Source organism: Leptospira interrogans (genome assembly GCF_900156205.1).
GTDB classification, from domain to species: domain Bacteria; phylum Spirochaetota; class Leptospiria; order Leptospirales; family Leptospiraceae; genus Leptospira; species Leptospira interrogans.
The window spans coordinates 81,201-101,710 of sequence record NZ_FTNA01000001.1 but is presented as its reverse complement, the minus strand read 5'-3'; the positions used below and the strand labels follow the sequence as shown (position 1 = coordinate 101,710).

Annotated in this window: 17 protein-coding genes; 9 read left to right on the top strand and 8 right to left on the bottom strand. The window is 35.5% G+C overall.

The window, feature by feature from the left end:
• Positions 1-266 precede the first annotated feature (266 nt).
• On the bottom strand, positions 267-1,493 hold the full coding sequence (locus BW942_RS00465) for a TraB/GumN family protein (RefSeq protein ID WP_001151299.1): 1,227 nt from the start codon (positions 1,491-1,493) through the stop codon (positions 267-269).
• Between the two features lie 171 nt (positions 1,494-1,664).
• Between BW942_RS00465 and BW942_RS00460 the strand changes: the two genes are divergently transcribed.
• From BW942_RS00460 to BW942_RS00445, 4 genes are all read left to right on the top strand, one after another.
• Positions 1,665-2,171, top strand: a complete 507-nt coding sequence (locus BW942_RS00460; protein ID WP_000956231.1) for a chemotaxis protein CheD — start codon at positions 1,665-1,667, stop codon at positions 2,169-2,171.
• Between the two features lie 5 nt (positions 2,172-2,176).
• On the top strand, positions 2,177-3,028 hold the full coding sequence (locus BW942_RS00455; RefSeq protein WP_000659900.1) for an HDOD domain-containing protein: 852 nt from the start codon (positions 2,177-2,179) through the stop codon (positions 3,026-3,028).
• Complete coding sequence (locus tag BW942_RS00450; protein WP_000739193.1) at positions 3,025-3,564, top strand: shikimate kinase; 540 nt, start codon at positions 3,025-3,027, stop codon at positions 3,562-3,564. Before BW942_RS00455 ends, BW942_RS00450 begins: the two co-directional genes overlap by 4 nt.
• A 115-nt stretch (positions 3,565-3,679) precedes the next feature.
• A complete protein-coding gene (locus BW942_RS00445) occupies positions 3,680-4,579 on the top strand; it encodes a tyrosine-type recombinase/integrase (protein WP_001292110.1) in 900 nt (299 codons plus the stop codon).
• 48 nt (positions 4,580-4,627) lie between these two features.
• Here BW942_RS00445 and BW942_RS00440 read toward each other — a convergent pair whose 3' ends face one another.
• The 4 genes from BW942_RS00440 to BW942_RS00425 all read right to left on the bottom strand — a co-directional run bounded on the left by BW942_RS00440 (position 4,628) and on the right by BW942_RS00425 (position 10,297).
• On the bottom strand, positions 4,628-5,440 hold the full coding sequence (locus tag BW942_RS00440) for an SDR family NAD(P)-dependent oxidoreductase (RefSeq protein WP_000600052.1): 813 nt from the start codon (positions 5,438-5,440) through the stop codon (positions 4,628-4,630).
• A 16-nt stretch (positions 5,441-5,456) separates the two neighbouring features.
• Positions 5,457-6,554: an MBL fold metallo-hydrolase gene (locus BW942_RS00435; protein ID WP_001029784.1), complete on the bottom strand. Its 1,098-nt coding sequence runs from the start codon at positions 6,552-6,554 to the stop codon at positions 5,457-5,459.
• A gap of 46 nt (positions 6,555-6,600) precedes the next feature.
• Positions 6,601-6,969, bottom strand: coding sequence for a SirB2 family protein (locus BW942_RS00430; RefSeq protein WP_000626856.1), 369 nt, complete (start codon positions 6,967-6,969; stop codon positions 6,601-6,603).
• Between the two features lie 1,162 nt (positions 6,970-8,131).
• Positions 8,132-10,297, bottom strand: a complete 2,166-nt coding sequence (locus tag BW942_RS00425) for an adenylate/guanylate cyclase domain-containing protein (RefSeq protein WP_000849130.1) — start codon at positions 10,295-10,297, stop codon at positions 8,132-8,134.
• A gap of 167 nt (positions 10,298-10,464) precedes the next feature.
• Between BW942_RS00425 and bcp the strand changes: the two genes are divergently transcribed.
• Both bcp and BW942_RS00415 read left to right on the top strand, forming a co-directional pair.
• Positions 10,465-10,941, top strand: coding sequence for a thioredoxin-dependent thiol peroxidase (gene bcp / locus BW942_RS00420; RefSeq protein WP_001283178.1), 477 nt, complete (start codon positions 10,465-10,467; stop codon positions 10,939-10,941).
• Complete coding sequence (locus BW942_RS00415) at positions 10,934-12,676, top strand: M61 family metallopeptidase (protein ID WP_000277382.1); 1,743 nt, start codon at positions 10,934-10,936, stop codon at positions 12,674-12,676. The genes bcp and BW942_RS00415 overlap by 8 nt, the downstream gene beginning before the upstream one ends.
• A 937-nt stretch (positions 12,677-13,613) precedes the next feature.
• On the opposite strand, the gene BW942_RS00410 is transcribed toward BW942_RS00415, so the two are convergent.
• The gene (locus tag BW942_RS00410; protein WP_001968389.1) at positions 13,614-14,363 is read right to left on the bottom strand and encodes an SDR family NAD(P)-dependent oxidoreductase; all 750 of its coding nucleotides are present in this window, start codon (positions 14,361-14,363) and stop codon (positions 13,614-13,616) included.
• Between the two features lie 97 nt (positions 14,364-14,460).
• Between BW942_RS00410 and argB the strand changes: the two genes are divergently transcribed.
• On the top strand, positions 14,461-15,306 hold the full coding sequence (gene argB / locus BW942_RS00405; RefSeq protein WP_308859310.1) for an acetylglutamate kinase: 846 nt from the start codon (positions 14,461-14,463) through the stop codon (positions 15,304-15,306).
• A gap of 177 nt (positions 15,307-15,483) precedes the next feature.
• The gene (locus tag BW942_RS00400) at positions 15,484-17,229 is read left to right on the top strand and encodes a GAF domain-containing SpoIIE family protein phosphatase (RefSeq protein WP_000004123.1); all 1,746 of its coding nucleotides are present in this window, start codon (positions 15,484-15,486) and stop codon (positions 17,227-17,229) included.
• 198 nt (positions 17,230-17,427) lie between these two features.
• Here BW942_RS00400 and BW942_RS00395 read toward each other — a convergent pair whose 3' ends face one another.
• A complete protein-coding gene (locus tag BW942_RS00395) occupies positions 17,428-18,723 on the bottom strand; it encodes an ATP-dependent 6-phosphofructokinase (RefSeq protein ID WP_000448293.1) in 1,296 nt (431 codons plus the stop codon).
• Positions 18,724-18,834: 111 nt separating this feature from the next.
• Here BW942_RS00395 and BW942_RS00390 point away from each other — a divergent pair, with 111 nt between their 5' ends.
• Entirely contained in the window at positions 18,835-19,767 is a 933-nt protein-coding gene (locus BW942_RS00390; RefSeq protein ID WP_001036162.1) for an LIC_20087 family outer membrane protein, read from the top strand.
• 335 nt (positions 19,768-20,102) lie between these two features.
• Here the strand turns inward: BW942_RS00390 and BW942_RS00385 are convergent, their stop codons facing one another.
• Positions 20,103-20,441 (bottom strand): hypothetical protein, encoded by a 339-nt coding sequence (locus tag BW942_RS00385; protein WP_000075289.1) that lies wholly within the window; start codon positions 20,439-20,441, stop codon positions 20,103-20,105.
• Positions 20,442-20,510 lie beyond the last annotated feature (69 nt).

The window sequence follows — 20,510 nt, the reverse complement described above, 5'->3', positions numbered from 1 at the left end:
GAAAACGGAATGCACAAAAACAATTTTACCAGATACTAAGGATTTGTTTTGTCTGAAAAATAGAATTGTTGAAAATTCCATAGTTCAGATTGACAAAACCTTTTCAATCGACGGTTCCCAAGAAATAGAAATAAATAGAGAATTAATTTTTCAACAATTCTAATATGTTTCTAATGATTAGCGTAATTAAACTTTCTTCACTCGTAATTTTATAACCTAGTTTCTATCTGGGAAGAAAATAACCGTAGAATTCGGGAATTTATAAATCATATCAGTCCCCTAAGAACCCTAAATAGATCCGCAGTTACTATAAAAGTACCAATACTACTTCCTATCTGAGGAAGCATAAATACTAGAAAAATCCGGATTACGTTATTTTTCCAATAACCTTTCCAGTGTTCTGAATCCTGTGCAATCCTTTCAAAATCTTCTACCAAAGGTTTACGTAACCAAGATTCGCATAACGCAGCGATCCAACCCGGTTTGATAATTGGATTAAAATTACCTATTGGAGCCGCAAGAAAGGCAAGGATTACAGATAAAGGATGTGCCAATGAAATAATTGCGCCTAATGCGGCAAGACAACCTTTGACCAAAATCCAACGCAGAACAAATTCCTGTCCCTGTTGTCTTCCTCCAAAATAAAAAACGGTCAAAATCAAACCCAAAAAAATTCCCGGAATCAATAGACCTTTCCAACGGTCTAAGACCGTTTTTTTTGGAAGTTCATCTAATTTGGAAATGTCCCTTTCTTCTTGGACATGATTTAGAATTCCTTGCAAGTGACCTGCTCCCACGACTGCAAAAACTTTTTTTCCTTCTTTTGCAGAATTTCTGATTTTTTGAGCAAGATAAGAATCCCTTTCGTCTATGATTACGTTTTTAATAGACTCATAACGTTTTGGAAGTTGAGAAAAAAGATCCTTGAGAACGTCTTCGGATTTCATCTCTTCAATTTTTTCTTCCGATATGTCTTCTTTTACAAAAAGAGAAGTCAAAAGCGCGGATAAAAGAAACAATCGATTGAAAATTCCTATATTCCACCAGGCTCTTTTTAAAGTTGTAGAAACTTCCCGATCAATCGGAACAATTTTAGCGCCTATCTTTTCGCCCTCATAAATCGCCATTCTCATTTCATCTCCTGGGCGAATGGAACCCTTCCCCAGTTTCTTTTGAAATGCCGAAAGGATAAGACTGGAAAGGAGAAGATACATCTTTCTTTCTTTAAAAACTTTGAATATATCCAGTTTCTTCCAGTGTTCGCTGTCTTTTAGAGAACGTATTCTAGAATTACAAAGTTCGACACAAACCGTATCCGGTTTTTCTTTTCGAATGATTCTTTGAACTTCATCTATACTTTTCTGGCTGATATGCGCTGTGCCAAGAATCGTTACATTCGTTTTGCCTAATTTGAAGGTTTCAAACGGTTCTTGCGATTTTGAAACTTTTTTACGTTCTGGTTTCGTTTTATCTTTAAGTATTACTTTTGCCATCCCAAAACAGAGTTTAAAATTGGGATCCGAGAGTAAAATGAAATTCTATCATTTTTGAATTCAAATTCGTCTTTCTAATATTTACTATCTATAAAAAAGTATTGAAGAATTAAATACCTTCGTATAGTGTTTTGTTGCTCTTTTAACACGAAAACGAATACCGGGATTCAAATGCTTACAAAAGGATCTAAAGTAGTTAATGTAGGAATCGCAGACATGCAGGGAGCACAGTCCCCTGAAATTTTGAGAACCACCTTAGGTTCCTGCATCGGCGTAGTATTTTATGCTCCTGATAAAAAAATAGGGGCAATGGCGCACTTTATGCTTTCTAAAGATCCAAGCGGAAAAGATTCTCAAAAGAATCCTTTCAAATACGCCGAAACCGCAATTCCACTTTTAATCAAAAAGATGAACGAAATGGGATGTAATCCAGGAGAATACTCGGTAAGACTCTTCGGAGGAGCCTCCATGTTTAAAGGAGTTCAATCCAGTTTCTTACAAAACATAGGAGAACAAAATATTCTTACCGCTAGAGCTATTTTAGAACAAAGTAAAATTCCTTTGATCTTAGAAGACGTCGGAGGAAACGACGGTAGAACGATCAGCCTATATTTAGACGACGGAAGGGTTCTTCTAAAAAAAGGCGGGTTTGAAAAGTATCTTTATAAGGTCAGGTAAAAAAGATGAAAGAAAAAATAGACCAACTCTTTTTAAACGACGCTCAACTTCCTAGAATTTCGTCTGTAGTTACGAAAGTAATGCAGATGGTTCAAAAACAAGACGTTGCAATTCCAGACCTAGCCAAAGAAATTTCAAACGATCCTGGTTTGACCGCAGATGTAATTAAACTTTCCAATTCTGCTTATTATCGAGCCGCAAAACCAATCAAAACCGTACAAGAATCTTTAATGACCTTAGGAATCAAAACGGTAAAAGATATAATATTATTAACCGCAACCAGAGGAATTCTTAAAAAAGATCTCAAAGGTTATCAAGTGGATGCGGAAGATAACTGGATCCATTCGCTTACGGTAGCCGAACTTTCCAAAAGAATCTGTGAGCAAAAAAAACTAAAAGTAGGCTCGGATCTGGCGTTTACCGGAGGGCTTTTACACAATATAGGAAAGGTGATCCTTGCAGATTTCTTTCCTGCAGTAATTCTATCTCTCAGAGAAGAGTTAAAAACTCATTCCGTATCCTTTGGAGAATTGGAAAAAAAACATTTCGGATATTCTCACGAAGAAGTAGGACAGAAACTATTAGAAAAATGGAATTTTCCAAAAGAATTGATCCACGTTACACGAAATTATAGCCAACCTGAAAATGAAAAAGAATTTCCAGAATTAGTCTCGGTGATTCATGTTTCTCATTCCATTGCAGTAGCGGCTGGCGTGGGAATCGACATCGCAGGTTTAAGTATTCCAATTTCTAATAAAGCTTTGCAGATTTTAGAGATTTCGGATTCTGACTTGCAAGTGTATTATACGGCACTTCCGGAAATACAAAAACATATCCGTGAGTTAATTCAGGCTTGAAAAAAAACTTCGCTCTGATCGGCCCCAGAGGAGTCGGAAAATCTAAAATTTCTCGTAAACTTTCTAAAATTACAGGAATGCCCGTAGTATCCACTGATATGATCGCAGTCTATGAGATTGGTGGAATGTCAATTCCTGAATTCATTCAAAAGAATGAAGGAGATTGGAGACCATTTAGGAATTTAGAATTTGAAATTCTTACCAAACTCAAAACCTCTCAAGGAATCATCTTAGATTGTGGAGGTGGAATTTTGTTTGATTTGGATACCAAAGGAAAAGAAATCCTAAGTGACCGTAAGACTACCCTTTTAAAATCCATTGCAGTGGTTTTTGGTCTTTCCAGACCCACGGAAATTTTAGTGGAAAAGATTCAAAACGATCCTACCCGTCCTCCATTGAGTACAATTCAGTCTTATCGTACTATATTAGAAAGTCGATTACCTTACTATCAAAGTATTTCGGATTATTATTTAGAAATAGACGATCTGAAGGTGGAAGAGATTTGTTCTAGAATTCTACAGAAAATTGAATATTGAATTGACACACTTTGGATATATTTGGTTCCCTTTTTTCAAAGCTTTTAGAAAAAGAATATCAAAATCGTACAAAGGCAACTAACGGCCTTAATACAATAATGAACAGGGAATTAAGATGTCAGAATTGGAAGTGCCAAAAAAGAACAAACATTCTATCGAAAGACTGATCAAGATAATCCGTCAGCGAAATTATAAAAAAGCTACGGCTTATACTTATATGAAATATAACTTGGATTTTCTTCACTTTGCGGATAAACCCGCGGAAAAAATCACAGTAAAAGACCTGAACCGTTATATGGATCATTTAAAGAAAAGGAAAGTATCCTCTTCTACGATTCAGATCAACGTAAGTTCCTTGAAAATGTTTTTCGAAGACGTCATGAAGATGAATTTATTTCAGGATTTTCAAAGACCCGTTCGAGAATACAACAACCCGAATGCGATCACTTATAAGGAAATGCAGAATATATTAAAGACTGCCTCTTCTAATGCAAAACACGAATTGATGTGTGGTCTGGTTTATTTCGGAGGCCTTCGTGTAGGGGAATTAATCTCCCTTCGGTGGGCATACATAGACACAAAAAGAAAATCGATTCAAATTAAATCTCCAATTCTTTCTCAATCTAGAACCGTGGAAATTCCAGTCGAGTTAGGAGCCTTGGTCAAAAAGTATGAAAGAGAAATTGTCAACTCTTCTTCCAACACATATCTGTTTCCAGGAAAAAGTTTAGGATCTCATACTACTTCCAGAAATGTAGAAAGAATTATTTCTGAAATCGGTAAAAATTCAGGTATTTCAAGTCCAGTAACAGTTTTTACTCTTAGACACAGTAGAGCTTTACATCTTATCGCAGATGGTTCTTCTTTAAATCAAGTGAAGGACTTTCTAGGTCATAAAACTCTGGCAAGTACCGAATCTTATTTACCAGTAAAGAAAAACCTAAGGGCCGCCGTCAGAGAAAAATCAAGACAAGACGCTCTTAAAAATATTCGTAAGAAATTTAAAACACGTTGAAAAAATAGATATAGATTTAAGTGAGTTTTCTTCTTAATTTTCCGCTTTCTAACCATTATCTTTCGTATAAGAGGATTGTTTTTTTAAACCTTTTTTTCGCAATATCGGACCTAAAATAAACGCTGTTGCTGGAAAAAAATTTCCGATCTTTGCAAGAATCCCCCGGCTACTTGGAATCAAAACTTCAAGAGGTTTTTTACTTAAAACCTTACCCAGAATGATTTTAGAAACCTCTTCCGCAGTTAAAAATGTATTTCCCGAAAAAGTCATAGAAGCTTGTTCATAATCTTTTTGTAAATCTAACATTGGAGTTTTAATTGCATCCGGACAAACAACGGTTATGTGAACGTTCTTTTCTTTTAATTCTTGAGCGATCGCAAGACTAAAGCCCCTCACTGCAAATTTTGAAGTAGAGTATAAGGAAATTCCGGAAATAGGAGCCACTCCCGCCAAGGAAGCAATATTTACTATATGTCCCGATCTGGCCGCTACCATTCTGGTGGCAGCTTCTCTAGTTCCATACATAACACCCTTTGCGTTGATGTCTATATGACGATCAATATGATTTACAGGGATCTCATAAATATAACCCGGTAAAAGATAACCAGCAACGTTCAAAAGTACATCGATCTTCCCCCATTTTTTAATCGCAAGATCCATTACTTTTTTCCAATCGCTGGGAGAAGTTACGTCTAGTTTGGAAACAATCACTCTATCTTTTTCATTTTTCCAAGGAGCCGCAAACTTTTTAAGTTCCTTCTCGTTGATGTCAGTAATCAAAATCGAATGTCCAGCTGCAAATGCTTCCTCTGCTATTTTTTTTCCAAGCCCGCCTGCACATCCAGTGATAAATAAAATCATATTCTTTTTTCCTAATTTAGGTTATGGGGGAACCAAAAGATAATCTTCCAAAACTAAATGTGGGAGCGGTTCCCGGAAACAACCAATAACTTGTCATCTCCGAAGATGGCATAACGTTATAAAAATCAGGATTTCTAGAAGATACACCAGCCATTTCCTTTTCTTGAACCATAGAAATATACTGTTCCAATCCAATTTCGAGAGTATTTCCGTTTAATATGACTTCCATACCAGTTGCTTTTGCAAATCTTTTTACACCTGGGATCCTAGACTTTAACGGAGAATAACTGTCCGCGCTAACTCCGTTTTCACTCGAAACAAAAATTCCCTCAGGAGTATGAGCGACAAGAGAATGATTACCCGCAGTGTGCCCTGGTGTGTTGATCAAAGCTATTCCTTGACCAAGCTCTACGTCTCCGTCTAACACCAAAATACGGTCACTTGCAACTCCTCCAGTTCCATTGGGACAATACCAATCAGACTGAGGAGGAAGAAGCCCTTGAACAGAATCCCATTCTTTTTTCATGATTAAAAGTTTTGCATTTGGAAAATATCCCCTTTCTCCATTTGCCCCTAACCATTTACGAATGTCTTGAGTATGTAGATGATCATAGGAAATATAATCAACTTTTTCAGGAGAAATCCCGGCGTCTTGTAAACATTCTTCTACAGTGTTTAAAATCGGAGCGATGATCTTTTTACCTATGGATTGAAACGGTCCAAAACTTCCAGCGAGCCTTTTAAAAAAAGGAGTCTCTGCATTTGCATCTATATCGGAAGGAGAAAATAAAAGAGTTTTAATTCCGTCTGAAGTTTTGTACTGAACGATAAACAATCGATTCAGAATGTGCATATACGGAGTTGGAAGACTATAAGCGTTCAAAAGTGCATAACGTGTTGGATAAGGAACCCTGACTAAATCATAGGATCTGTAGAATACCACTTGGGGGCCGGAAAGCATCTTTTCTCTAAATTTGCGGGCCCTTTTACGAACGTCTTCCAGACGATCCACCGGATGTGGCAAATCTCTTGAACCTAAAAAATCCGAAATGGATTTGATTGAAGTATCTTTTTTTATCTTAGAAGTGGTCTTAGCTTTAGATGCTTTTGCCATTTATTTTTTACTCCTTATAGATCTTGTTATTAAACTTATTTAAAAATTAAAACGGTTTATAGCTTACGATATAAGCCACAAGAAGCCCTAACAGAGGAAAACCAAACCAAAACGTTTTTCCCAAAGTAGGTTTTTTATAAACCAAAGTCAAAAGTCCACCGTAAGCCAACCAGATTATAAATTTTGCAACTATCCAACCGGGCCAAGGCCATATGATTCCAAGCCTTGCGAGCATTCCAAATCCACCTAACAAAATTAAAAAAAGACCAATTCCATGTGTAATCGCTATCATTTTACGATTGGCGAATTCTTTCGTACCACCGTTTAACACGTGTAGGGTCACTCCCCCGAGCGCCATAAACAGCAAAAAGATTCCAAAAATGTGAATCATTTTATAGATTGTGTAAGAAATCATAGACTAGTTTTTCCTCATTCTAAATTGATACCGTCCCAGAAAATTCAAAACCCATGATTGTATTTTCCGAAAAAACATAGGACTTGGACATCTCCTAAGTAATGTCGCATCACCAATCTTTACGAAAGAACTGACTTTGGCAACGATTGTTTATGAAAAATATAAACTTTCTTCAAACACATAAAAAATTCAAAGAATTCTAAATTGAAATATCTTGAGATCCCTATAATTTTCGGCGATTTGTCTGATTATCTTTTTACAGAACTATCGATTCTAAAAAACTGCAACGTTATAAAGTGCTCATATTTAAATTAATAAAGTCTATTTTCTATAACTTAAGAAATAAAAAAGGTTTCTCAAATTATCTTATTTCTAATCATTTTTTTCGAAAAGACGCATAACTTTACCTAACTACTAGTCAGATGAATGAAAACGGTAGTGCGAACTTATTTTAAAAGTTAGAATGCAAAAGTCAATTACTAGGCTGGCTTAATTTTTTGAGCACTTCCACGTCTTTGGTAAAATTATCAGTTCGTTTTTAGTACCATTTTTATACTTCGAATTACTGATCTCTATAAAATTGAATACAGTTAATTTTATCACAAAACGCTAGCCCATGCAAAATATTAGGTACTTTATGAATAGTAAATCATTTAAACTCGGTTAGGTTTATAATGAACTAAAACGAATATTTGTCAATACGGCATACAAATTCTCGAAAAAATGATCTACTTATATTATATTTTAATTATAAATTTACTTTTTTAAAACATTGAAATATACATTAAAAAAATATAATATTATTAATTATTTTAGAAACAGGCATTGGAGACATTTTCGCACAAAATGTAGATACTACAAATTTTATTTTAAAAGATAAAAACTTTGAAATGTTTTTTTCGGATAACAGAAAATAACTTGAATTCTGCAACAGTAAAAAACGCTTTGCTAACTCAAAACTCTTTGGTTTTCAATTATTGTTTCAATGGTATTAACTCATTTTCTGTTTCAAAAATGGACCTCATAGAGTTACCAATTATCCAAAGGAGCTTCTATAGAAAGCACAGGTATAAATTCCACCTTATTAAATCTTTACCCATACGATTCAGATGTTAGATCGCAAATTTCGATTGCTGTGCCTCTTCACCATTAAATGAATCTTTTATTTTTCTAAAAGATGTTGTACGCCAACCCAATTACCAATCGGAGGGGAGGTGATATATTCCTGACATCGTTTACGATAAAGAATTGGAACGATGTCTTCCGGAAAAATCTTAAGTGCTTGTTCGAAGTTAATTAGAGCTTCTTGAAAGTCGGCTACTTTATACAAAATGATTCCTCTCGTAATTAAAGATAAAGTCGCGTCTTTCAGTTTTCGTATAAGAGGTTCATCTGCTTCATAAATCTCATAAATGATAATCGGGTCAGTTTTTCCTTTTACTACGACAGAATCAATTTCACGAATCGCAAGATTATCTGCGATGGTCATTGCAGAAAGTGTACTCTTAGTAATTAGTATGTCTGCGCGATAGAGATTCGTTAAACTTTCTAAACGAGAGGCCACGTTCACCGTATCTCCGATAACGGTCGTATCCAATCTAGATCGACTCCCCACGGTTCCAAGCATTAGATTTCCAGTATTGATTCCAATGCCTATTTTTAATCCTCTAAAGTGAGAATCCTTCGCTTGTGCATTGATTGTTTGAACTTTTTTTTTCATTTCGATTGCGGCGAGGATTGCCTTATCCGCAGACGTTTGATGAGAACGTGTAATTTCCCCATCTCCAGAAAACAAAGCAAGAATCCCGTCCCCCATAAACTTATCTACAAAACCTTCGTGCCTTTGAACGACAGGTTCCATACTCGCCAAATAGTCGTTGATAAAACGAAAGTTTTCTTCCGGAGTCATCTGTTCCGAAATTGTAGTAAAAGAACGAATGTCTGTAAATAAAACGCTCATCTCTTTCAGAACTGAATCTCCTAGATTCACTTCCACTGCGGAATTTTTTCCAAGAACGTTTAAAAATTGAACTGGAACAAAACGAAAAAATGCGTTTTTTTGTCGTGCTAATTCTAACTTCTGCTGACTGAGTTCTATGTTTAAGTCTTCGGATTGACGATACAAAGATATGAATCTGTTAGCTAAAATGGTAGTCAACGCGACTACAAAAAGAAAATAAGCAAACTGAGTAAAACGAATTCCAGATTGAAAAAATATAGAATCGATCACGTCGTAGACTGCGATAAAAACTACGGTGAACATGCTAGTCGCAAGAAGAATGGCGTCTTTTTTACGAAGATAAACCGCCTTACTCATAAAATAAAGTAGATAAACAAGAGTAGGAAGTATTGAAATCTGCCAAAGTCTCAGACTTGTCATAGTATAACGAAACGGCTCTAGTAATGTAGTCAAAGCAATCACTACGTTTAATATTAAAATTGCAAATAGTACTTTTGAAAACTTTGCCCTTCCATAAAAATAATCCTGCATAAACAAAAGAAACAAAGGAGCCAGAAGAGAAACCGAAGAATATTCAATTCTTGTAATCCAAGTAGTATCGTAGATCACTTCAAACGCAATATTAGATCTTGAAAGAGAATATAACGCCATAAAAACGCTAAAGATTCCGAAATAGAGATTATATAAATCTTCTCTTCTTTTTACATAGATCAAAAGATGATAAAAACCAAAAAAGACATATATCGTATTCAGACAAAGATTGATTAAAGTGGAAATTTCGCCCGAAAGTTTCTGTTCGGTGGTAAGAGAATAGTCTCCATCTATATAAAAACCTAAATCCACGTTTTTAGATAAAAACGAAGCGGGAGCGTCTCCAATCAAACGAAACGTTAGAAGGTTTTCCCCGGATCTTAAAAGACTAGAATCTACGGGAAGACGAAAACTACGAATCGTTCTTCTTAAAATCATTTCTTTGTGAGAAATATCTAAATGAATTTCTTGAGCTAAAGAATGATCGTTTAAAAATATTTCCCAATTTTCTCCGATGGATTCTAAATACAAAAAAATCGGTTTATAAACTTTTGTTTTTTGAAAATCTTCTTGGATGTGAAATCTGGTTTGCAGAGTATATTCTTTCAAACCGGTTTCAACTGAGGTTTCGAAAATTTCGTTTAAAACAACTGGAAAGTGAGAAATTTTTTTAGATTTCGAAAAAGTAGAATCGATTCCGTTTAGATATTCTCTTTGAAAACCCTCAACTGCAATCCAGTTTCCTTTTCTCAAATCAATCGGTTTCCAAGAATCTTGACTTTCAGCAAGGATCCAAAAAGGTATGGTTACACAAAAAAAGAATAGAATCGTTTTCAAAGTAAATGTTTTCCGTTTGAGAAAATGTGATTTTTAATAGAAAAGTATATAAATTAGAAGTCGAGGTTGTCTAATTTTCAACATTTTTATTCAAAACTTTGATATGATCTTTCCACTATTTCGGAAAATCAATTGTATTCTACATTCTCACTTTGGAGGAAATTGAAATGTCAGATCCATTATTAGGAACCAACCTTCCCGAGATCAGTTTAGAAAGTACAGAAGGCAAAAGAGTAAAACTTCCGGAAGATATTCAAGGCTCTTGGACCCTTCTTTATTTTTATCCCAAAGATGACACTCCAGGCTGCACCAAACAAGCCTGCAACTATCGAGACAATATGGGAGAATTTAAAAAGATAGGGGCAAAAGTTTATGGAATCAGTCTAGATGCTCTAGATTCTCATGGACAATTTATCCAAAAGTATTCATTAAACTTCCCTCTTTTATCGGATCCAGATCATAAACTCAGTGAAGCGTTGGGAGTTTATGGCGATCAAGAATGGAAAGGAAAAGTTTTCAAAGGACTTTCTAGAGATTCCTTTTTAGTTTCTCCAGATGGGAAAATCCAAAAAGTTTGGAGAAAAGTTGACCCAACAACTACGGTACAAGATACTCTCCAAGAGATTTCCAAATCCATTGTATAAACTCCATTTTGTAATTCAAGAATATCAACTTACGGGACACTATCTTCAAGTCGAATTGGAGGTAGAGTCCTCTCAAAACGAAACCGTTTTTTGTCTACCCGTTTGGTCTCCCGGATCTTATATGGTTCGAGATTATTCCAGACATATTCATAAATTAGAAGCCTCTACTTTTGGGAAAAATGGAAAGAATTTAGAAATTTCACAAATCGGCTTGGACTCTTGGAAAATTCAAAATGAAGGAAAATCCTTTCATTTGCGTTATGTGGTTTACGGCTACGATTATTCGGTTCGTTCTAATTATTTTACAACAGAGTTTTGTATATTACATCCACCTGCTTTATTTTTATATCCAAAAGACCAAGTAGTTTCGGAAATTACATTAGAAATTTCAAATGATCTTCCATTTGACTTTTGTCATTCTGGTTTAAACGGCAAAGGTAAAAAACGTTTTTCTAAAAATTTAGACGAATTTTTAGACACGCCTATTTTATTGTCCAATCGAGAAGAGATCTCTTTTCAATCAGGAGGATGTGATCATGAGATTGTATTCGAGGGAGAATTACCTAAGTCCATTCAAAAAACTTTAATTTCAGATCTCCAGAAAATCACAGCGGAACAAATTCGTTGTATGGGAGTTTCACCAAACACTCGTTATTTGTTTATTTTAATTCTTTCAGAAGGGGCCTACGGAGGTTTAGAACATCTAAATTCTTCCGTAAATATGTATGATCCTTTGAAAGCCGTTTCGAAAGATGGATACTTAAAACTTCTAGAACTTTTATCCCACGAATACTTTCACCTATGGAACGTTAAACGAATTCGCCCAATTGCTTTGGGGCCTTTTGATTATCAAAAACCTAGTTTGACAAAAGAGTTATGGATCGCGGAAGGCATTACTTCCTTTTATGACGCGTATTTTTTAGTTAAAACCAAACATCTCAATCCGGAATCCTATCTTGTAAAAGTTATGGAAGACTTACAAAGTTTAGAAAAATCGGAAGGAGAGTCTTGGATGAGCCTTGAAGATTCTTCTTTTACCGCTTGGACTAAATTTTACAACCGTCCGAATGATCCTAACGCCAATAACACAGGAATTTCTTATTATGTCAAAGGTGGGATCTTAGCCCTCGCTATGAATCTTCATCTTTTATCAGAAACCTTCGGAAAACATTCTCTTTTAGACGTGATGAACGAAGTCTATCAATCCTTTCACATAGGCAAAAATAGAGGTTTTACAAAAATTGAATTTTTTGAAGCCGCAAAAAAACGCACTGGAATTGATCTAAAATTAGAATTTGGAGATTATCTGGATAAACCGGTTTCAATTCCGATCGAAAAATATCTTCACAAAATTGGTGTTAAACGATTAGATTCCAATCCTGGAATAGAACTTGGTTTTGGAACTAGAGATGAAAGAGGTTATCTTTTTATCAATAAAATCGATTGGAAGTTTTTAGACACTTCCGTAGATCTGAGTTTAGGAGACGAATGGATCGCTTTGAATGGGATTAGGATTCATTCCGGAAACAGAAAGGATCTTCTAAAACAGTGCAAAGCGGGAGAAAAGATAGAACTTTTAATTTCGAGAAGGGGTAAAATTCTCAAACGTAAAATGAAACTTTCCAAACGATTCCAAACGAGCCAATTGAAATTGGAAGATCATCTTTCTGAAGAACAAACTAAATTACGAAATCTTTTTTTCGGATTGGATAAATCTAGTAGTTCTAAATCCTAAGTCGATTTCAAAACTGATTACATTGTTTTAAATTCTATAGTTGTTTCAAAATGTAGGAACTACTACTTTTTTATTCTATTCCATAAACTTATGTTCATATAAAACGATTTCTATAATTCTATTTAGAGCCTGCCCAAAAACCTAAACACCTACTTTAGAGAGGTGTTTGCTGAGTTACTTCGAACGACCTGCAGAACGACCCATAGGAAGTGAGATTGAGTTTCACAAAAATGTGTGAACTACTATAAAAATTTAACGACATTAGAACTACTTGAAAGTTTGCAAACCGTTAAATGGGACTTAATTTGTAGGAACTACTGCATTTGATTAAAAATTTCTAAAGAATCATTCGTTTATAACTTTCGAAATTTCAGAACAAATTCTAAGTATGAGTTCCTACATTTTCAGTGTAAATCTATAAAATCAATATTTGTGGTAGTTCCTACATTTTAGAATTCGATCCACAAGTTTAGATTTTAATTTTTTTTAGAAACATGAATTCGGTATAAAGCGAAAGGGATCGATGCGAGAGAACTCAGCAGAACGCCCTTTACCATAACCAACCCCACAACGCGACCCATAGAAAGCATTGTGTTGAGTTTTCCCTATTTTTGGGTGGGACGGAAAATTTTTCTCTATCAGAAAAACATACTTTTTGCAAGAAGAAGACTCATTCTTGTTGGAACACTTGAAAAATGTGCCTTTTTGAGCCCAGAACAGCGATCCATAGAAAGCCCGTTCTGTTGAGTTCATTTTGATTCTAAAATCCTATTCAACTTGTGGGGGTTGGTTATGGCCCTCTACAAATCGCGTTCTAAATTGAAACAAAAACAATTGTTGTATTATGTTTTCTATATACAATTTATTAACCATAGCTGAGAGCCCGGTCCGGTTTTTTACGTCGAACTCACGTTAAGTAGTAACAACAATCTTTGATTTAAATTGCAGTAATACCTCCATCAACAGTCCAATTGGCACCGTTGATATAAGAAGATTCCTTGTTCAACAAAAAAGAAACTACCCTTGCGATTTCGTAAGTAGATGCAATCTTACGCATAGGTGTCATTTGAATGATTTTATTTCTATGGTCTGGAACTTGATCTTCTTGAATCCCCATAGAAGTTTCTATATAACCAGGACTTACGGCGTTCGAGGTAATTCCAAAAGGACCCCATTCATCAGAAAGAGATTTCACAAAACCAATCAAAGAATGTTTCGAAGCGGAATATGCTACAGAGTTTGCAGAACCTACAATAGATAAAGATGAAGCAATAAATACTAATCTACCTAGTTGCAATTTTTTGAATTTAGGAAGAATCAATTTCACAATCTGAAACGCAGATCTTATATTTACCGAAAAAATTCTATCCCACTCTTCTAAACTGACATCGGTAATTTTATGATAAGGTCCGCCGTATCCCGCACAATGAACAAAACCATACGGACTTTGACTTTGAGAAGAAATCAAATTCTCCCATCTAGAAAGTGTATATGTAAGATCTTGTTCGTTTGTCAGATCCACATTTAAAAAAAATTCTCCTGAAAAAATTTCTTTTGGAGATTGAATATCTAAATTCGTTACGGAATAACCTTCCGATAAAAGTGACTTTACGATGGCTCTTCCTAAACCTCCACTTCCTCCAGTCAGAATAATATTTTCTTTTTTAGTTGTTTCCTGATTTTTCAAAGTCAACCTCGAACTTACATTCGTATTTCTAGATGACAGAAAAGACACAAGGATTCTTTTGTTTCTCATGGAAAAACTTTTGGAAAGAGTCAATTACATCCTCGAAGCTCTTCCTTATATCACTCAGTATTCGGGCAAAACGGTTGTGATCAAATACGGCGGGGCGGCAATGGCAAAAGCCGATCTCAAAGAATCTTTTGCAAAAGATATTGTTCTTCTAAAATACGTAGGCATTCATCCAGTGATCGTCCACGGAGGTGGTCCTGAAATCAACAGACTCTTGGACAATTTGAAAATCCCAACCGAATTTGTTCACGGTCATAGAGTTACAGATAATCAAACTATGGAAATTGTGGAAATGGTTTTGACCGGTAAGGTAAACAAACAAATCGTTTCTTTGATCAATTCTCAAGGCGGAAAAGCGGTAGGAATTTCCGGTAAAGATGGCAACCTCGCAAAGGCAACTAAGGCCCCAATCGAAATCGAATTGGAAGGAAAAGAAAAACAACTTTTTGACGTCGGACTCGTAGGAAAAATTGAATCCGTAAATCCTGAAATCCTTCATAATCTTCAAAAGGCAGGTTTCATTCCGGTCATTTCTCCAGTTGCTGAAAACTCAGAAGGAGAAAGTCTAAACATCAACGCAGATACGTTTGCAGGTGAAATCGCTGGTGCTCTAAAAGCAGAGAAATTGATTTTACTTACAGATACTCAAGGAATTCTAATCGATAATCAATTAGTAACCGGACTCAATCGAAATAAAGTAAAAGATTATATTCGTAAGGGAGAAATCTCAGGAGGTATGATTCCCAAAGTAGAATGTTGTCTAACAGCAATTGATCAAGGAGTACGTAGAACTCATATCATAGACGGAAGGGTCTCTCATTCTATTTTGATTGAAATTTTTACGGATCAAGGAATCGGCTCTTTGATCGAATCGTAATTTGTTTTTCTTATTTTCAAAAAAAATTCATATTCATTGAGTAAGGCCCTTTGTAGATTTTATTTTCTTCCTAAGTTTTCAACCGCACCATAGCGTTGAAACTCCTTGACAGATAAAACTTTCTTGTGTCCAATGATCGAATTCTTTTAAAGAATCATCTATCAACACACCACAAATATGAGTGAAAGGCAGCTATCCTTATCTTTAATTTCCGATATAACGGCGAGAATCAATTCGACCGATGATCTGGATGAGCTACTCGGCATTATCATAGAAACCACAAAAGACGTTCTTAATACGGAAGGTTGTTCTCTTCTTTTATATGATCAAAACGAAGACTGTCTAGTATTCAACGTTGCGAAAGGAACCAAAGGAGATTCTTTAACGGAACTAAAAGTTCCAAGAGGTAAAGGAATTGCAGGAATGGTTCTAGAAACCCTGGAACCCGTAATCGTAAACGACGCTGCAAACGATCCTAGAATCTATAGAAACATTGACGAGACGGTAGGTTTTGTAACCAACAATCTTATCTGTGTCCCGATGAGTACCCAAGGAGAAATCCAAGGAGTTTTGGAAGCCGTCAATTCTCTCGAAAGAAATGAATTCACGAAAAGAGATATTAAGATTCTTCAATATCTTTCTGATCTTGCCGCAATCGCGATCAGAAATAGAAGACTAATTCGAGATTTAAAAAGTAGAGCCAACGAGCTAGATTGTTTATTCCAACTCAGTCAGGCGATTTCAAATATTTCTGAAATGGATCAATTTTTGAATCTAATCGTAAATTCAATTTCTGAAGTAATGAATGCGGAACGGGTTTCTTTAGTTTTTTTCAATTCGAAAACTGGAAAATACGAACTCAAAAAAAGTATCGGCTTTAGTTTAGAAGATCAAGAACACTTTATCAATGAAAAGGAGGGAGTAATCCAAAGAATCATCGAAACTGGAAATCCGATTTTAGTTCAAAATATCTCCACGGTAGAAGATTGGTTTCGCCCCGAAAGATACAAAACAAAATCCTTTATTTCAGTTCCGATTCGTTTGGATGGAAAAATCATTGGAATTTTAAATGCGGCCGATAAAAAATCTGGAAACAGTTTTGACAATGCAGATCAAAACGTTTTAAGCACAATCTCTAATCAAATTGCAGAAGCCTATAATTCCCTACTTTCGAAAGAACAAAAGGAAAAACTAAATTTGATTTATAGAGATATGCAGATCGCTTCTCAAATTCAATTGAATTCTTTACCGAATATTCCTAAAAAAATCCAAGGATTAGAATTAGAAACTAGTTATACAGCTTCTAGAGAAATCGGTGGGGATTTTTACGATCTGATTTACCATAATCCGGACGAAGTAAGTGTTCTTATTGCAGACGTTTCTGGAAAAGGAATTGCTGCTGCACTTTTTATGGAATTTTCCAAGACGATCATAGCGGGAGAAGTTGCCAGAAATTCTTCGACTAGCATCAGTTTGATGAGCGCCAATCGAATCATTCAGGAAAAATCCGGATACTTTATGTTTGTCACCGTAATGCTTGTAAGAATCAATATGGCAAAACGAAAAATTCGTTATTCAAGCGCAGGACACAACGAGCAAATTCTTTATAAAACCAAAGAAAAAAAGGTAATTAGTCTTTCCGGTAAAGGAATGCCTCTCGGGATCAAAGAATCCGAAATCGACGAACATGAAATTGATTATTCCTCCGGAGACCTATTGGTTCTTTATACGGATGGAGTCAGCGAAGCGATGAACGAATCCAATGAGATGTATGGCCTCGAAAATTTGATCAAACTCATCGAACAAAACGGAGAAATGGCTCTCGGCTCTTTAAAAGAACTCATCATAGATACTACAGACGCGTTTCGAGGAGATGCAGCACCTCACGACGATTATACACTTTTCATGATTCGACTTCCATAAGCTAGACGTGATATAACATATTCTATTTTTATAAACTGATTGAAAACAATTGTGATCCGTTTTTTTAACTTAAATTCGGTATAACTAATTTCTATAAAATTGAGTACCGTTAATTTTTATCCCAAAGTATCGTTTCAGATAAGTTCGGTATAATTCAATGCGCAAGCGATTGGAAGCTTAAGGGAACTCATTCAAAAACTATTTCGCCAACATGTGAGCCGGCTGCCCCGTAGAAGCCAAAAGTGATCTCCAAAGAGTGCTTCGATCTGGCTGTAGAACTTTTCTTTCCTGAATTGCAACTGAAATCGGAAGATGTGTAAACACGTTATTCCACATTCCCACCACCATATCCGTTTTTCCCGCCATACCGGCGTGTACAGCATTTTGAGCCAGAAAACCACAAAATACAGAATCTTCTGCGTTAGCCGGAATTGATCGAATAATATAACTAGGATCGATATATTTGATGTTTACCGGAATATTTTCCTTTTTAAAAAACTCAGTCATCGTATCTTTTAGAAAAAGTCCAATGTCTTTGAGTTTTAAATTTCCGGAAGAATCTCTTTCTTCCGTAGAATCAAAAAATTTTTGACCCGCTCCTTCTGCTACAATGATAACAGCGTGTCCTTTTTTTTGGATTCTTTTTTTGAGATCGTCTAAAAAGGCCTCGTTTCCAAATAGATCAAAGTCCACTTCTGGAATTAGACAATAATTTACATTTCTAGAAGCCAAAGCCGCGTTGACCGCAATAAATCCGGAATGACGCCCCATCAACTTTACAAGCCCAATTCCATTCGGCGCTCCCTTTGCTTCCACATGAGCGCACTCTACCGCTTCCATTGCTTTAGAAAACGCAGTAGAAAAACCGAATGTTTTTTGTACGTAGTTGATATCGTTATCAATCGTTTTTGGAATTCCTACTACGGAAATTTTTTCTTTCCTTTTTGCAATTTCATCCACGATTGTTCTAGCCCCTCTGAGAGTTCCATCTCCTCCAATACAAAAAAGTATTTTCACTCCATAAAAACTAAGACTATCCACCATTTCTTCGGGAGATTGATTTCCTCTCGAAGAAGATAACATAGATCCGCCTTCATCTACGATATGCGCTACTTTTTCTGGAGTGAGTTCAATTGGCTGATGAGAGTATCTCTTTACAAGACCTTGATACCCATAAGGAAAACCTAAAATTCTGGAAACTCCGTAACGATAGTAAAGTTCCATTACGATTCCACGAATCACGTCGTTGATTCCAGGGCAAAGCCCCCCACATGTAACAATCCCTGCAGTTACTTCTTGAGGATTAAAATAAATCTTTTCTCTAGGACCAGCCTGTTCGAAAAAATCAGGACCTTCTTGGACATAAGAATTCCAATCCTCTTTAGATTGAAATACCGTTCTGAATATCAATCTAGAAGTATCACTTGTATAATATTCATAGTCCGCCGGACTAGGGATCGAACATTCTCCAAAATTTTGAATTTTTGTTTCCATGATCGTTTCCTTATAGATTATCTTCGAGAATTCTGGTAAAAATCTTTTTATTTTACAATTTTATACTGACAGTACTGTTTTATTTTCATAGTCTTACAGATAGAACGTTTTATGAACAAAAAAAGATTCTTCATACTGTCTTTATTTTTGATTCTATTTGGAGTTTCTATTTTTTCTGTAGAAAATCCTTCGTTCAGTTCGTTTGAACCTTATCATCTTTCCCGCAATTTTGATCTCAATCGCCAAAAATATCTCCAAGTAATTGCAATTCCCTATAAAGACCCGATGGAACTCAAACTAGGACCAGAAAACAATTCTATTTCCGGTAAAAACCTAATAGAAACTAATTTTATACAAATTCCTGGGCTTTCTTTTTCCGGAATGTTTCAACCTTTTTTATTTTCCGTAGTTCCAAGTGAAAAGATTCAATTTTTACCAGTTTCCGAAACTATTTTTGCAAACGATGTTCCGTCTCGAAACGGCAAACTGGTTTCTGGAGCCTTCTCCGAAAAAAGAACGATGGATCGTATTACAGATTCTAGAAATCAAATTCCTGGTTTCGGTTTAACAAGTTGGAATCCAAACTCTTTTCAAAATGGAAATAGTTCTGGAGTTATGTTTCTTTATATGAAACGCCACGCCGGATTAGAAATGGATTTTAATGCAAGAATGATCGGCAATCAAGCAGGCCTTGCATTTTTAGAATCAGCAAGATCCACCATCGCATTCAACTACTCGGTGTTTCCAGAAATCGGAGAAAGTTCTAAAATGAATTTCTTTCTTCAATTTTCCAGTATCAAACGATTCCAGGATAAGGGCTTAAGTTATGGAGAACCTGGAAATAATTTTCGCGGTATGAAATCCTACGAATACTATCTAAATCCAGGTATTTCTTTTTCATCCAGAAATTTAAGTTTAGAAGGTATGATTCGAGTTCCAGTTCCAATTGCAGCCCAACTTGGAGGAGAACAACATCAATGGATGCAAGACGTTCAAGGAATTCTTGGAATCAAATATAGTTTTTCGGAAACTTCTTCTAAGTAAAAAACATTTTGAGATTTCTTTCGTTATTGGCATATCGTTCAATCCGATGTACATAGATAAAACTTGACCATGTTGTAATATAATTCGGGTTCATTTGTAATAGAAATTTTTTTTTCTTAGAGCAGGAGTTCCTATATTTTTACGAACCAGTCCAAGAGAATTTTGAACTTTCAAAAATTACGCCGTAAAATCTTAATCTGTGGGAACTACCACATTTCAAGGTTTCACCGTAAAATTTAAATTTGTGAGAGTTCCCACATTTTATTTTTTACGAAAAAATCTAGGTTTTATAAAACAAATCTTTTACATCGACCTACGGAGAATATAAATGATTTCTAATTTATTGATACAATACCTTGTTTTTTCAAAGAAAATACAAGATCCATCTTACTGATCAGATGTTTTGCCCGTCCAAAACGAATCATCATACGTTTTGGTTCTGTGCTTTGATTTATATGATAAATTTCTAAACAAGTTTCTATTACAGGACAGGAACGATCTGTACAACCAATTTCGGTAATTTTTAAGGTTTCGTTTCCTTGGAGTTCCAGAGACGCCCTAAGCCAGGACATTAACATTGGATGAAACGAAAATTCCTCGGTAGCTTTGCGAATCTCCGAATATACGGGACCGTGATCGTGCACCGAAGAAGAATTAGAAAACGTTGGACTCATACTTTTTTAATTAGACTAAAAATTACATCCAAATTTTCAAAAGATATTCGCAACTTAATTTTACTTTAT

Excerpts from the sequence above, each read along its gene's own strand:
- BW942_RS00445 (WP_001292110.1), top strand. The coding sequence starts at position 3,680 with ATGTCAGAATTGGAAGTGCCAAAAAAGAACAAACATTCTATCGAAAGA.
- bcp (WP_001283178.1), top strand. The coding sequence starts at position 10,465 with ATGTCAGATCCATTATTAGGAACCAACCTTCCCGAGATCAGTTTAGAA.
- BW942_RS00465 (WP_001151299.1), bottom strand. The coding sequence starts at position 1,493 with ATGGCAAAAGTAATACTTAAAGATAAAACGAAACCAGAACGTAAAAAA.
- BW942_RS00430 (WP_000626856.1), bottom strand. The coding sequence starts at position 6,969 with ATGATTTCTTACACAATCTATAAAATGATTCACATTTTTGGAATCTTT.
- BW942_RS00400 (WP_000004123.1), top strand. The coding sequence starts at position 15,484 with ATGAGTGAAAGGCAGCTATCCTTATCTTTAATTTCCGATATAACGGCG.
- BW942_RS00385 (WP_000075289.1), bottom strand. The coding sequence starts at position 20,441 with ATGAGTCCAACGTTTTCTAATTCTTCTTCGGTGCACGATCACGGTCCC.
- BW942_RS00460 (WP_000956231.1), top strand. The coding sequence starts at position 1,665 with ATGCTTACAAAAGGATCTAAAGTAGTTAATGTAGGAATCGCAGACATG.
- BW942_RS00455 (WP_000659900.1), top strand. The coding sequence starts at position 2,177 with ATGAAAGAAAAAATAGACCAACTCTTTTTAAACGACGCTCAACTTCCT.
- BW942_RS00390 (WP_001036162.1), top strand. The coding sequence starts at position 18,835 with ATGAACAAAAAAAGATTCTTCATACTGTCTTTATTTTTGATTCTATTT.
- BW942_RS00435 (WP_001029784.1), bottom strand. The coding sequence starts at position 6,554 with ATGGCAAAAGCATCTAAAGCTAAGACCACTTCTAAGATAAAAAAAGAT.
- BW942_RS00395 (WP_000448293.1), bottom strand. The coding sequence starts at position 18,723 with ATGGAAACAAAAATTCAAAATTTTGGAGAATGTTCGATCCCTAGTCCG.
- BW942_RS00440 (WP_000600052.1), bottom strand. The coding sequence starts at position 5,440 with ATGATTTTATTTATCACTGGATGTGCAGGCGGGCTTGGAAAAAAAATA.